14 protein-coding genes and 1 tRNA gene are annotated in these 12,139 nt (G+C 66.0%); 4 read left to right on the plus strand and 11 right to left on the minus strand.

What is annotated here, in order from left to right; all coding sequences use genetic code 11:
• Positions 1 to 62 precede the first annotated feature (62 nt).
• Positions 63 to 1,391, plus strand: coding sequence for an aminotransferase class I/II-fold pyridoxal phosphate-dependent enzyme (locus tag DFS13_RS05940; RefSeq protein WP_111441465.1), 1,329 nt, complete (start codon positions 63 to 65; stop codon positions 1,389 to 1,391).
• The gene (locus tag DFS13_RS05945) at positions 1,388 to 2,062 is read left to right on the plus strand and encodes an N-acetyltransferase (protein ID WP_111441466.1); all 675 of its coding nucleotides are present in this window, start codon (positions 1,388 to 1,390) and stop codon (positions 2,060 to 2,062) included. Before DFS13_RS05940 ends, DFS13_RS05945 begins: the two co-directional genes overlap by 4 nt.
• Positions 2,063 to 2,172: 110 nt before the next feature.
• Here the strand turns inward: DFS13_RS05945 and cysC are convergent, their stop codons facing one another.
• The 3 genes from cysC to DFS13_RS05960 form a co-directional block, all read right to left on the minus strand.
• Positions 2,173 to 2,736: an adenylyl-sulfate kinase gene (gene cysC, locus DFS13_RS05950; RefSeq protein WP_052106076.1), complete on the minus strand. Its 564-nt coding sequence runs from the start codon at positions 2,734 to 2,736 to the stop codon at positions 2,173 to 2,175.
• Between the two features lie 199 nt (positions 2,737 to 2,935).
• Complete coding sequence (locus tag DFS13_RS05955) at positions 2,936 to 3,769, minus strand: class II glutamine amidotransferase (RefSeq protein ID WP_080324054.1); 834 nt, start codon at positions 3,767 to 3,769, stop codon at positions 2,936 to 2,938.
• Between the two features lie 200 nt (positions 3,770 to 3,969).
• Complete coding sequence (locus DFS13_RS05960; protein ID WP_006484989.1) at positions 3,970 to 4,299, minus strand: carboxymuconolactone decarboxylase family protein; 330 nt, start codon at positions 4,297 to 4,299, stop codon at positions 3,970 to 3,972.
• A 129-nt stretch (positions 4,300 to 4,428) separates the two neighbouring features.
• Here DFS13_RS05960 and DFS13_RS05965 point away from each other — a divergent pair, with 129 nt between their 5' ends.
• Both DFS13_RS05965 and yiaA read left to right on the plus strand, forming a co-directional pair.
• Positions 4,429 to 5,376 (plus strand): AraC family transcriptional regulator, encoded by a 948-nt coding sequence (locus DFS13_RS05965; protein WP_111441467.1) that lies wholly within the window; start codon positions 4,429 to 4,431, stop codon positions 5,374 to 5,376.
• 103 nt (positions 5,377 to 5,479) lie between these two features.
• Positions 5,480 to 5,923: an inner membrane protein YiaA gene (yiaA, locus tag DFS13_RS05970; RefSeq protein ID WP_043205738.1), complete on the plus strand. Its 444-nt coding sequence runs from the start codon at positions 5,480 to 5,482 to the stop codon at positions 5,921 to 5,923.
• 413 nt (positions 5,924 to 6,336) lie between these two features.
• On the opposite strand, the gene DFS13_RS05975 is transcribed toward yiaA, so the two are convergent.
• The 8 genes from DFS13_RS05975 to ybgC form a co-directional block, all read right to left on the minus strand.
• Positions 6,337 to 6,413 (minus strand) — tRNA-Lys (locus DFS13_RS05975).
• Between the two features lie 110 nt (positions 6,414 to 6,523).
• A complete protein-coding gene (ybgF, locus tag DFS13_RS05980) occupies positions 6,524 to 7,273 on the minus strand; it encodes a tol-pal system protein YbgF (RefSeq protein ID WP_006484965.1) in 750 nt (249 codons plus the stop codon).
• Positions 7,274 to 7,292: 19 nt separating this feature from the next.
• The gene (gene pal / locus DFS13_RS05985; protein WP_006484980.1) at positions 7,293 to 7,805 is read right to left on the minus strand and encodes a peptidoglycan-associated lipoprotein Pal; all 513 of its coding nucleotides are present in this window, start codon (positions 7,803 to 7,805) and stop codon (positions 7,293 to 7,295) included.
• Between the two features lie 17 nt (positions 7,806 to 7,822).
• A complete protein-coding gene (tolB, locus tag DFS13_RS05990; RefSeq protein ID WP_111441468.1) occupies positions 7,823 to 9,118 on the minus strand; it encodes a Tol-Pal system beta propeller repeat protein TolB in 1,296 nt (431 codons plus the stop codon).
• A gap of 109 nt (positions 9,119 to 9,227) precedes the next feature.
• Positions 9,228 to 10,298 carry a cell envelope integrity protein TolA gene (gene tolA, locus DFS13_RS05995; protein ID WP_111441469.1) on the minus strand — a complete coding sequence of 357 codons (1,071 nt, stop codon included), beginning with the start codon at positions 10,296 to 10,298 and terminating at the stop codon, positions 9,228 to 9,230.
• On the minus strand, positions 10,295 to 10,744 hold the full coding sequence (gene tolR, locus DFS13_RS06000; protein ID WP_006484943.1) for a protein TolR: 450 nt from the start codon (positions 10,742 to 10,744) through the stop codon (positions 10,295 to 10,297). The genes tolA and tolR overlap by 4 nt, the downstream gene beginning before the upstream one ends.
• 10 nt (positions 10,745 to 10,754) lie before the next feature.
• On the minus strand, positions 10,755 to 11,432 hold the full coding sequence (gene tolQ, locus DFS13_RS06005; RefSeq protein WP_006484959.1) for a protein TolQ: 678 nt from the start codon (positions 11,430 to 11,432) through the stop codon (positions 10,755 to 10,757).
• 144 nt (positions 11,433 to 11,576) lie between these two features.
• Complete coding sequence (ybgC, locus tag DFS13_RS06010; RefSeq protein ID WP_034200954.1) at positions 11,577 to 12,062, minus strand: tol-pal system-associated acyl-CoA thioesterase; 486 nt, start codon at positions 12,060 to 12,062, stop codon at positions 11,577 to 11,579.
• Positions 12,063 to 12,139 lie beyond the last annotated feature (77 nt).

Genomic DNA, 12,139 nt, shown 5'->3' on the forward strand with positions numbered 1-12,139 from the left:
CCACACTTTTTCAAGATACGCGGCGTAACATAGCGTCTTTTCGAGATAGAGCGAAGGACGCAATGGCACTGGGAGAGCATCTTCGCCAGCAACTGGCGGCGAAAGCGCTGAAACGGCAACTGGAGCGCGCGACCGACGCCGCGGCGGCGCCCGGCGTGCCCGGCACGCCGGCTGCGCAGACCGCGTCGGCACGCAGCCGCTTCGAATCGATGCCGCAGTATCAGCAGGTCCGGATCATGCGCGAGATGGGCGAGAAACTGCGGGTCGAGTCGCCGTTTTTCCGCGTGCACGACGGCGTCGCCGGCGCGACCACGCAGATCGGCGGCCGCGAATACCTGAACTTCGCCAACTACAACTATCTGGGCCTGGCCGGCGATCCGGCGGTGTCCGCGCGCGCGAAAGCCGCGATCGACCGCTATGGCACCTCGGCCTCGGCGAGCCGGATGGTCGCGGGCGAGCGTCCGGTGCAGCGCGCGCTCGAGCGTGCGCTGGCCGCGTTCTACGAGACCGACGATTGCGTCGCGTTCGTGAGCGGCCATGCGACCAACGTGACCGTGATCGGTGCGCTGTTCGGCCCAGGCGATCTGGTGGTCCACGATGCGCTCGCGCACAACAGCATCGTGCAGGGCGCGCAGTTGAGCGGCGCGAAGCGGCTGAGCTTCCCGCACAACGACTGGCAGGCGCTCGACGAACTGCTGTCGCGCGTGCGCCGCGAATACCGGCACGTGCTGATCGCGATCGAGGGGCTGTACAGCATGGACGGCGATTTCCCCGACCTGCAGCGCTTCGTCGACGTGAAGACGCGCCACGGGGCGTTCCTGCTGGTCGACGAGGCGCATTCGCTCGGCGTGCTCGGCGCGACCGGCAAGGGCATCCGCGAGCATTGCGGCGTCGCGCCCGACCAGGTCGACATGTGGATGGGCACGATGAGCAAGACGCTGGCCGGCTGCGGCGGGTTCATCGCCGGTTGCCAGCCGCTCGTCGACATGCTGCGCCATCTGGCGCCGGGTTTCCTGTACAGCGTCGGGCTCGCGCCGACGCTCGCCGAAGCGTCGCTGGCCGCGCTCGAACGCCTGCAGGCCGAGCCGGAGCGCGTCGCGCGACTGCAGGCGCGCGGCCGGCAGTTCCTGACCGAGGCGCGTGCCGCCGGGCTGAATACGGGCACGAGCGCCGGCTACGCGGTCGTGCCGGTGATCACGGGCAGTTCGCTGAAGGCCGCGCAGTGGGCGAATGCGATGTTCGACGAAGGGATCAACGTGCAGCCGATCTTCTATCCGGCCGTCGAGGAAAAGGCCGCGCGCCTGCGCTTCTTCATCTGCTCGACGCATGGGCCGGAGCAGATCAGCCGGACGGTCGCCGTGTTGTCGCGCCTCGCGGGGCGCGGCGCGTGACGCAGGCCGCCGCGGTCGCGCACGCGGTGCCGCACGCCGGCGAACCGGCGCGGTGTCGCGCGGCTGGTGCGGATGACGCGGCCGCGTGCGCGCCGCTCGTGTTCGCGTCCGGCGTGGCCGAATTCGGCTTCTTTCTCGGCGAAAGCGACGCGCGCTGCATCGCTTTCCTGCAGCAGGCGTTCCGGTCGCGCCACGGACGCTTCTCGTGGCGCCGGCATCGCGTCGCAGTGGCCGACGATGGCGCGGTGCTCGCGGTGATGGCGATTCACGACGGGCGGCGAACGGCGTTCGACGACGTGCACATCGTATGGGCGCTCGCGCGCTTCTTTGGCGTACGCCGCACGATCGGCCAGTTGCTGCGCGGGCTGATCCTCGAAACGGAACTCCCGGCGCCGAAGCGTTCGCAGATCCTCGTCGCGCATTGCGCGACGGATGAACGTCAGCGCGGCACCGGCGTTTTCAGCGCGCTGTTTCGCGATGCGCTGGATACCGGCGCGTTGCCGGCCGATGGCGGCCGCGATGTCGTGCTCGACGTGCTGACGCGCAACGTGCGCGCGCGGGCGCTGTACGAACGCCTGGGGTTCGTCGCGCTGCCGCGACGGCGCGCGCGTTCGCGCAGGTTGCCGGGTGAACTTGAGTCGGTTCGGATGAGGTTTGCGGGCCGCGGCTGATGGCGCGATTGGCGTTGACCGCTTCTGCACATGGGTGGCACGCGCGGAAGTGAGTGCCGTTCCCTTCGCAGCGAGCCGACAACCATGTAGCGATGGCCATCTCGACGGCGTCAGTTGTCGAGCGGCAGTTTCCGGAGGATCGCGTCCACGCACTCCGAAGGACTGGCCTCGGCCGTTCGGACGTGCACGTCAGGTGATCGCGGCCGTTCATAGGTGGAATCGATGCCGGTAAACTGGCGAATGGTGCCTTGTCGGGCCAGCGCGTAAAGTCCCTTGGGGTCGCGTGCCTCGGCGATGTCCAGTGCAACGTCGACAAAGACCTCGACAAACGTGCCGGCGTCGAAGCGAGCACGGGCCTTCTCGCGTGCTTCCTGAAACGGTGAGATCAGCGCGGCGATGACGATGAATTCGGCATCCACCAGCAATTTGGCCACTTCGGCGGTTCGTCGGATATTTTCATGGCGGTCGGCGTCACTGAATCCGAGATCCCGGTTCAGTCCCTCACGCAGACGATCGGCGTCCAGTAGATACGTGCGAAGCCCGCGCGCATCGAGCTGTTCCTTTAGCAGATTCGCCAGTGTCGATTTGCCTGCGCCGGAGATTCCGGTCAGCCACACCACGAAGGCTCGATGCTGTTTCAGACGAGGATGTGTGGATTCATGGTCCGCCATCATGGCGAATGGCTGATTTCTGGAATCTTGGATCATTTCCGATGGGAGGTGCGGACGTCGTGCAGCGGTTTTGTGCGAACTTCGTTAACTGCTGTTGACAATTGTAACGCGCCGGAAAGTTTGCAATCCGTTCTTTTTTCACGGATTCGTTCCTCCGCATACGTTTGGCTTCTCCATTCGACGCGATCAACGGCGCCGCCCGCTACTTATGCCGCGGCGCGAACGGCCGCTGCTGCACATCCGCGCCATGCGCGACGATCGCCATCCCTTCCGGCACTTCCTCCCACGCGCCGCGTAGGTCGACGAGCGGTTCCGAAACGACCATGAACGCGTCATCGCCGGCTTCGGCGATACGCGGGTTGTGCGGATACAGCTCGTGCAGATGCTTGAACGATGTGCTGTGGAACAGCGAGCGCGATTGCCGCTCGCTCGAGTAACGCACCGCGACGATCCGTTCGCCGTCGGTCGCGCAGATCGTCATGTTGAGCGGGTCGGTGACGCGATGCCGCGCGGCGGTTTCCTCGACCACACCGACCATCCGTTCGAGCGCGGGCAGCGGCGCCTGCTCGAGGCCGTACGTCAGCGCGAGGCGAAACATCAACTCGGAATCGGTCGAGCCTTCGAGCGTCGGGAACAGCGCGGGATCGACCTTCATCGTCAGGTCGCGGCGCAGCTTGTGAAAATCGCGGATCAGCCCGTTGTGCGCGAACAGCCAGCGGCCGTGGCGGAACGGATGGCAGTTGGTTTCCTGAACGGGCGTGTCGGTCGCCGCGCGAATATGCGCGATGAACATCCGCGAGCGGATCGCACGCGCGGCTTCGCGCAGGTTGCGGTCGTTCCACGCGGGATGCACGGAGCGATAGCGGAACGGGAGTTCGTCGGGATGCCCGTACCAGCCGATGCCGAAGCCGTCGCCGTTAGTGGTCGTGGCGCCCAGCTCCGAATGCAGGCTCTGGTCGATCAGCGAATGCTTCGCGCGGAACAGCACGGTTTCCAGATGGATCGGATTACCCGTATAGGCGAGCCAGCGGCACATGAAGCGCTCCTTCACGATGTATCGTTCGCGCATGGTAGCCGACTCCGCGACGCAGGCGCGTCCAGGCGAGTCGCCCACAATCGTCATACGTGGCGGGCCCGTACGCGCGATGCGCAGCCGCCCGGCCATGCGGCCGGGCACCACGCAACGCCATACGATGCAATGCGGTGCGGCCCGCTGATCGTGCCGCACCCGCCGGCTCAGTCGCCGAGCGCGTCCATCACCCGCGCCGAATAGACGAGCGCCGCGCCGGCATTCAGCGCAATCGCGACGCCGAGCGCTTCCGCCACTTCCTCCTTGGTCGCGCCATGCTTGGCCGCTTCGGCCGTGTGCACGGCGATACAACCGTCGCAGCGTGTCGTGACGGCCACCGCGAGCGCGATCAGCTCGCGCGTCTTCGCGTCGAGATGGCCGGTCTTGGCCCCGGCGCCGGACAGCGCCTTGTAGCCGGCCAGCGTATCGGGCGACAGCTTGGCGATGTCGCCGATACGCGTCGAGAGTTCCTTCCGGTATTCGTTCCAGTTCAGCATGATGCGTCCTTGTCGAGAAGAGTGAGGAGGGCGGCGGGTGCCGCGATCTCGTGCGATGCAAGGCTATTCTGATCGCTCGCGCTGAGGGTTTCGATACGTTAGAGTGTCAATTTTTAGCGCAATCGTCTCATGGATGCATTGAGTCAACTGCTGTCGCTGGGGCGCAGCCATGTCGAGCTCGACGTGCGGTGCTTGCTCGACGGCCCGTTCGCGATGCCGCACGATCCGCTGCCGCCCGGCGAGGCGGCGTTCCACCTGGTGCTGGCTGGAACCTGCCGGCTGCGCGCCGCCGACGGGCGCACGCTGCAACTCGTCGACGGCGATTTCGTGCTGCTGCCTGCAGGTGGCGCGCACGACCTGCTCGACGCAGCGGGGCACCGGTCGAAGCCGCTCGCGCCGCTGCGCGATTCGGGGGCCGGCGACGGTGCGGTGCTGCCGGTCAAGTCGAATGTCGATCCGGCCGCAACAGGCAACGCGAGCGTGGATCTGCTCTGCGGGCGGTTCGTCTATGCACGCGGCGCGGGCGAACTGCTGATGCGTACGCTGCCGCAGGTATTGGACGTCGGGTTGCGCGACACCTCCGGGGCCGTGCCGCTGCAACTGCTGACGAGTGTGCTGCGTACCGAGGCGTCGAACGTGCAGCCGGGCGCTGGCGCGATCGTGAATGCGCTCGGGCAGGCGCTGCTCGCCTATGCGTTGCGCGCATACGGTCGCGGTGCGCGCGTACCGTCCGGCTGGCTCGCGCTTGCGGCCGATGCGCGGCTGGGCCCGTCGGTCCAGGCCGTGTTGCAGGCGCCGGCGCAACCGTGGACGGTCGAATCGCTCGGCGCCGCGGCGGCGATGTCGCGTGCGACCTACGCGCGGCATTTCCGCGAGAAGGCGGGGATGAGCGTCGGCGCGTTCGTCGCGCAGATCCGGATGATGCATGCGTGCGCGCTGCTGCAGGACACGCAGCGCGGACAGGCGGAAATCGGCCAGGCGGTCGGCTACCAGTCCGAGGCCGCGTTCGGCAAGGCGTTTCGCGCGGTGCTCGGCACGACGCCGGGGCGCTGGCGGCGCGCGCGGCGCGAAACGTAAGCGTGCAAACACGGCCGTCGGGACACGCGCCAAAGCTGCTACCATGCGCGAAACGCAGTTCAACGAAAACGATTTCGAACAACAAGAAAGAGAGGGCACAGCAATGAACCAGACCACCATCCAGCAACCGTCGTTCGCGTTCGTGGCCGCCTCGTGGGCCGCGCTGCTCGCCGGTTTCGCGGCCTTCCTGATCGGGCTCTGGAACGCCGGCATGCAGCTCAACGAGAAGGGCTACTACTTCACCGTGCTGGTGTTCGGCCTCTATGCGGCGATCTCGCTGCAGAAGAGCGTGCGCGACCGCGCGGAAGGCATTCCCGTCACCGGCATCTACTACGGCCTCAGCTGGATCGCGCTGCTGCTGTCGATCGCGCTGCTGATCGTCGGCCTTTTCAACGCGACGCTGCAACTGAGCGAGAAGGGCTTTTACGCGATGTCGTTCGTGCTCGCGCTGTTCGGTTCGGTGGCCGTGCAGAAGAACACGCGCGACCTGCAGAACGCGAAGCCGCGCTACGCCGACGCCGATTCGGCGCCGTCCATCCAGGAGTGAGGGTGCGCGGGGCGGGCCGTTGCCGAGGCCGCCCGCTGCGCGATGATGTCCGCGGCGTCCGTATTAGCCGGCGTGCCGCGGGCCACCTGCCGTTCTTTCGTTTCGTGCATGCCGTTGCGCATGACGATGGAAATATTACGGATATCGAATCTCACAGAAACCGCGGCACGAACGCGTGCGGACGGCAATCTGCTCGGTGCCGCCGTCGACGAAGGGATCGTGCGGTTGCGCTGGCGACCTCGGAAGAGACCGTGGAGGTAAACGTGCGATAGCCGTGTTGGGCGCGACGTCGACACGAGCGGACGCACTTTCATCGGCGCGCTCGTTGGGACAGGGAAGGACGTGCGCTGCGGCAAGGCGACAGACGCAAAAAAGCCTCCGCGAGGGAGGCTTTTTGCACTATCGAAGATAGTTGGTAGGGTGGGAGGGACTCGAACCCTCGACTCTCTGATTAAAAGTCAGATACTCTAACCAACTGAGTTACCACCCCACGTTCTTGAAACTTGTTTTGGTTCGTTGCTTCAACAACTTGGGCAACGACCCAAAGAGCAAAAGATTATAGCGACGGGTTGCAGGGCTGTCAACAACCCGTCACGATAATTATTTGATCGTTTCCAGCTTGCCCTGCGCCGTCTGCGCCGCATTCGAACCGGCGTACTGCGACACGACCTGCTCGAACGTCTTCTTCGCGGCCGCCTTCTGGCCTTGCTCGAGCTGGTTCGTGCCGATCGCCACGAGGGCGTCGGCCGCGCGCGGGTGTTGCGGGAACTTGCTGACGATCCCTTGCCACGTCGCCGTCGAGCCGCGGTAGTCGCGCAGTGCGTATTGCGCGTTGCCGTACCAGTACTGCGCGGTCGGCTGATAGGGACTCTGCGGATACTTCGCGATGAACGCGCGGAACGAAGCCGCGGCCGCCTTGAAGTTGCCGTTGCGGAACTGCTGCTGCGCCGCGCTGAGCGCATCCGTTTCACCCGGCTGCACGGTGCCTTCGACACCATCGATCGTCGCCTGCTGCGGCTCGAACTTCTTGAGCCGCGTGTCGAGATCCTGGTAGTACTCCTTCTGCTGCCGCTCGAGCGTCGTCAGCCGGTTCGTCAGATCCTCGTTCTCGCCGCGCAGCGTCGCGACCTGCTGGTTCAACTGGTCGATACGGCCGGATTGATCGAGGATCGTACGCTGGGCGGCCGACAACTGGCTCGACAGGTTGTCGCTCTTGCTGCGCAGATCGAGCACGGCACGGCGCGCTTCGTTGTCGTCGAACATGCCGGCGTGCGCCGGCGCGGCCGACCACGCCGCGCCCGCGACGCAGAATGCTGCGGCAACGCGCAGCCAGGTTGAACGGTGCGTCATACGGCGATTCTTCCGTTACTTACTGTTGGTAGACGAGGTCGGCGCGACGGTTCTGCGCCCACGATGCTTCGTCGTGACCCGTTGCCTGCGGCTTTTCCTTGCCGAGGCTCACGGCTTCCATTTGCGAATCGTTCACGCCGAGCAGTGCCATCGCGCGGCGGACGGCTTCCGCACGCTTCTGGCCCAGCGCGAGGTTGTACTCGCTCGTGCCGCGTTCGTCGGTGTTGCCCTGGATCAGCACGTGGCGCTGCGGGTGGCTCTTCAGGTACTGCGCGTGCTGCTGCATCAGCGGCTGGTACTCGTCCTTCACCGAATAGCTGTCGAAGTCGAAGTAGATGCTGCGCTTCGCGAGCGGGCTGTTCGGGTCGTTCAACGGATCGACGTTCACTTGCGCGACGTTGTCGGCGCTCGGTTGCGTGCTGACTGCGCCCGCGTTGTTTGCCTTGTCGTCGAGCTTCACGCCCGACTTACACGCTGCGAGCGCGCTGATCATCATCACGGCCAGGGCCAGACGAGCTTTATTCGACATCATGGTTACTCTCCTTGTGGTCATTGCATGAAGGGCCCCCACGACGGCTCGCGAACGGAGCCGCCCTGGACGGACAGGATCTGCGGCGGCGCGCTGCCGTCGGAGGGCACTGCAGCCAGAACGTTGCGACCACCCGACTGGGTAGCGTACAGAAGGTACTGGCCGTTTGCCGCGAAGCTCGGCGATTCGTCGCGATTGGTATTCGTGATGGCGTTCGCCGCGCCAGTCTGCAGATCCTGAACGTACAGCTTGAAGCCCCCGCCCGTGCGGGAGATGTAAGCGAGCAGCTTGCCGTCCGGGCTCACGCGCGGGCTGGTGTTGTAGCTGCCGGTGAAGGTCACGCGCTGCGCGGCACCGGCGCTTTCACCCTGTGCGGGCATCCGGTAGATCTGCGGCGCACCGCCCCGATCGCTCGTGAAGTAGATCCAGCGGCCGTCCGGCGAGTAGAACGGTTCGGTGTCGATCGAGCTGCTTTGCGTGAGACGGCGCAGGCCGCCGCCGTTCGCGTTGACCGTATAGATTTGCGTATTGCCCGTCAGCGACAGCGCGACGGCGAGCGTGTTGCTGTCCGGCGACCACGCCGGTGCGCTGTTGTTGCCCTTCTGGTCGGAGACCATGTAGCGGCGGCCGGTCGGCAGGTCGTGGATGTAGACGATCGGCTTCTTGCGCTCGAACGATACGTACGCGACCTTCGTGCCGCTCGGCGACCAGGCCGGCGAGATGATCGGCTCGGTGCTCGACAGCGCGATGCGCGCGTTCTGGCCGTCCGAATCGGAAATCTGCAGCTGGTAGCGGTTACCGGTCTTGATCACGTACGACAGGCGCGTGGCGAATACGCCGCGCACGCCGAGCAGCTTCTGGTAGATGTAGTCGGCGATCTTGTGGCCGGCCGTGCGCAGCGTGGTGTCGGTGGCCGTCAGCGACAGGCCGCCGAGGCTTTGCTGCTTCACGGTGTCGTACAGGATGAAGTTGACCTTGTACTGGCCGCTCGCCTCGCGGTTCACGCTGCCGGCGACGAATGCATTCGCCCCCTTGGCCTTCCATGCGCCGAGATCGACCGATGCGGTCTCGGGCACGGGCGTGCTGCCTGCGTCGATGTTGGTGAACTTGCCGCTGCGGGCGAGGTCGGCGCGGACGATCGACGTGACCTGCTGCGGCAGGTTCGCCTCGTTCGTGAAATTGGCGGTGGCAATGGGGAACTGGGTCGACCCGACACCGGTGATCAGCACGTTGACCTGGGCGTTAGCGGCGCTGCCCGCCGTAATCAGACACGAGGCCACGAGTGCCCTGAAACCTAGCTTTGTCATCAAACTCATGCTTCTTGCTTCCCGTATGGCTTGGATCGCTGCGCAACCGCAGAGACAGTAAAAATACCCGATTCGTTCCCGCCTGACAGCGACGCCCGGAGTGTAAGCGCATTTCCTTTCACTCCGCCGCCTTGAAGGTGATCGTAATGTCAGACGGGGTACGACCGTTAGAATCGGGCGGCAACGGGACCGATGCGTGGATCGCATTGACCACGGCTTGATCCCACCCCGAATTCCCGCTCGAGCGGGAGACCGATGCGCTCAATACGTCACCGGACGGCGTGCACCGAATCTTGACGACGGTGGTCAGGCCTGCCCGCTCGCCGCCCCAAACGATGTTCGGTTTGACGCGGCGGCGCACCTTGTCGGCATAGCCGGGCGTGGCGGCATTGCCGCCGGAACCCGTGCCCGTGCCGCTTTTCGCGAGGCCTTCGCCGCCGCCTTCGCCGGCGCCGGACAGGCCCTGCAACTGCGCGAGGCGCGCGCTGCGCTCGCGGTCGAGCTTCGCGTTCGCCGCCGCGCTGGCCTTCGCGCGCGCTGCGGCCTCGGCCTTCGCCTTGGCCTGGGCTTCCGCCTTGGCCTTCGCGGCCGCGTCGGCCTTCGCCTTCGCCGCCTGCTGCGCTTCGAGTTGCGCCTGCTTTTGCTGCTGGAGTTTCTGCTGCTCGAGCTTCTGCTGCTCGAGCTTCTGCTGCTCGGCGAGCTGCTGTTGCCTGAGTTTTTCGGCCTGCTTCTGCTTGTCGCGTTCCGCGGCTTTCTGTGCGGCGAGCGCGGCGGCCTGTTGCGCGGCGAGCTGCGCGCGCCGGGCTTCCTCTTCCTGCTGGGCCTTCAGTTGCTGCGCACGGCGCTGCTGTTCGAGCAGCGCTTCGCGCGCGGCCGCTTCCTGCTGACGCTTCTTCTGCTGCAGCGCGATGTCGGCCTGCTCGTCGCGCACCGGGGGAGGGGGCGGCGCGACCTTGGCGGGCGGCGCGGGTGTGACGACGGGCCGCGGCGCGGGGACGTCGGGCACTTCGGTCCACAGCTCGGCCTCGGCGCCGGCCGGCGTGCTGTTCTGCCACTGCACGCCGTGATAGAGGAACAGCGCAAGCAGCACATGCATCAGCGCGGCGAGCGCGAACGCGCGCCACGTCCCGCGCTCGCGGGGCGGCTGGAGCGGGTAGGCGGATCTGCGCGTGGATTGCTGCCGGTTCATTGCGATTTGACGAGGAGGCCGACGCGCTTGACGCCGCGCGCCTTCAGATCGGACATCACGGTCATGACGGCATCGTACTGCACCGTCTTGTCGGCTGCGATCACGACCGGCTGGTCGGGGTGGTCGGCCTGCCGGGCCGAAATGAAGCTGTCGAGCTCGGCCTTCGTCATCGTGTCTTCCTGGGTCGCGCCCGAGTCGCCCTTGTACTTGACGCTCATCGTGCGGTCGGCCTTGATGTTGACGACGACGGGCGGCGTCTGCTCCTGCGGCGCCGCGTTGCCGACGGTCGGCAGGTTGATGATCGACGGGGCGACGAGCGGTGCGGTGACCATGAAGATCACGAGCAGCACCAGCATCACGTCGATGTACGGCACGACGTTGATGTCGGCCATTGCGCGGCGCGAGCGGCCGCCGCGCATGCTGGATCGGATGGGGCTTCCTGCCATGGCGCGCTCCTTACTGGGCCTGACGCTGCAGGATGTTCGAGAACTCTTCGATGAAGGTCTCGAAACGGATCGCGAGGCGGTCGATGTCGTGCGCGTAGCGGTTGTATGCGACCACCGCGGGAATCGCGGCGAACAGGCCGATCGCGGTGGCGACGAGCGCCTCGGCGATGCCCGGCGCGACGTTCGCGAGCGTGGCCTGCTGCACGTTCGCGAGGCCGCGGAACGAGTTCATGATCCCCCAGACCGTGCCGAACAGACCGATGTACGGGCTGACCGAGCCGACCGACGCGAGGAACGCGAGGTTGGCTTCGAGCACGTCCATTTCACGCTGGAACGATGCGCGCATCGCGCGGCGGGCACCGTCGAGCACAAGGCCCGGATCGCTGAGGCGCTTTTCCTTCGCCTTCAGGAATTCGCGCATCCCCGACTCGAAGATCCGCTCGAGCGCGCCGATCGTGTGGCGGTTGTTCGCCGCGCTCTGATACAGCGCCTGCAGGTCGCCGCCCGACCAGAAATCCTTCTCGAAGCGTTCGGTCTGCGCGCGTGCGCGGCGGATCGCGAACCACTTGCGGAAGATGAAGGTCCACGACATCAGCGACAGCAACAGCAGCAGTCCCATCACGGCCTGGGCCAGCACGCTCGCGTTGAGGACGAGGGAAATGATCGACAGGTCTTGAGAAGTGTTCATAGAGGTTTGAGTAACGTCCCTTCGGGGGTGCCCGGCAAGGGTGTCCGGCGTGCGTGCGGCGCGGCGCGCCGGCCATGCCTGACGCCGAACCTTGCTTAGTATCGAATCAGAACGGCAAGTTCATAGGCTTTGTCTAAACGGCGCTCATGCGCGCTTCGTTGACAATACAGTCTGCCCGGCGTCGATGACGGGCCCGCGTTGCAGCGCGTCGAGCACGGCCGGCGGGATGGCCGCGGGCCGGATGCCGTGACGGTCGACGCAACCGAGGCGGATGTGCCCCGCCACGAGCAGCGTGTCGCCACACCAGGCTTCCTGCGTGAATTCCACCGACGCGCGGCCGATGCGTCCGGGCCGGCTCGTGATCGTCAGCGTGTCGTCGAGTCGCGCCGGCGCGCGGTAGTCGAGCGACGTGCTGCGCACGATGAAGATCGCACCGGTATCGTCGGCGAGCTGGCGCTGGTCGACGCCGCATGCGCGAAGCCACTCGGTGCGGGCGCGCTCGAAGAACTTCAGGTAGTTGGCATAGAAGACGATGCCGCCTGCATCGGTATCCTCGTAGTACACGCGCACCGGCCAGGTAAAGCCGGAGGGCGCTTCCGGGGAGCGGGTAGGCTGAGTCATGGCGCGCATTCTACCGGAAGGCAAAGACCCGATTCGTAACCGATTCGTAACGGAATGTAGTGCGTCGTGGCACACCGCGGGCCGGC

The organism is Burkholderia sp. 28_3 (assembly GCF_003253915.1).
Classification (GTDB): domain Bacteria; phylum Pseudomonadota; class Gammaproteobacteria; order Burkholderiales; family Burkholderiaceae; genus Burkholderia; species Burkholderia cenocepacia.

Coding starts and splice junctions, on each gene's coding strand:
- DFS13_RS05940 (WP_111441465.1), top strand. CDS start 63: ATGGCACTGGGAGAGCATCTTCGCCAGCAACTGGCGGCGAAAGCGCTG.
- cysC (WP_052106076.1), bottom strand. CDS start 2,736: ATGATGGCGGACCATGAATCCACACATCCTCGTCTGAAACAGCATCGA.
- DFS13_RS05955 (WP_080324054.1), bottom strand. CDS start 3,769: ATGTGCCGCTGGCTCGCCTATACGGGTAATCCGATCCATCTGGAAACC.
- DFS13_RS05960 (WP_006484989.1), bottom strand. CDS start 4,299: ATGCTGAACTGGAACGAATACCGGAAGGAACTCTCGACGCGTATCGGC.
- DFS13_RS05965 (WP_111441467.1), top strand. CDS start 4,429: ATGGATGCATTGAGTCAACTGCTGTCGCTGGGGCGCAGCCATGTCGAG.
- yiaA (WP_043205738.1), top strand. CDS start 5,480: ATGAACCAGACCACCATCCAGCAACCGTCGTTCGCGTTCGTGGCCGCC.
- ybgF (WP_006484965.1), bottom strand. CDS start 7,273: ATGACGCACCGTTCAACCTGGCTGCGCGTTGCCGCAGCATTCTGCGTC.
- pal (WP_006484980.1), bottom strand. CDS start 7,805: ATGATGTCGAATAAAGCTCGTCTGGCCCTGGCCGTGATGATGATCAGC.
- tolB (WP_111441468.1), bottom strand. CDS start 9,118: ATGAGTTTGATGACAAAGCTAGGTTTCAGGGCACTCGTGGCCTCGTGT.
- tolA (WP_111441469.1), bottom strand. CDS start 10,298: ATGAACCGGCAGCAATCCACGCGCAGATCCGCCTACCCGCTCCAGCCG.
- tolR (WP_006484943.1), bottom strand. CDS start 10,744: ATGGCAGGAAGCCCCATCCGATCCAGCATGCGCGGCGGCCGCTCGCGC.
- tolQ (WP_006484959.1), bottom strand. CDS start 11,432: ATGAACACTTCTCAAGACCTGTCGATCATTTCCCTCGTCCTCAACGCG.
- ybgC (WP_034200954.1), bottom strand. CDS start 12,062: ATGCGCGCCATGACTCAGCCTACCCGCTCCCCGGAAGCGCCCTCCGGC.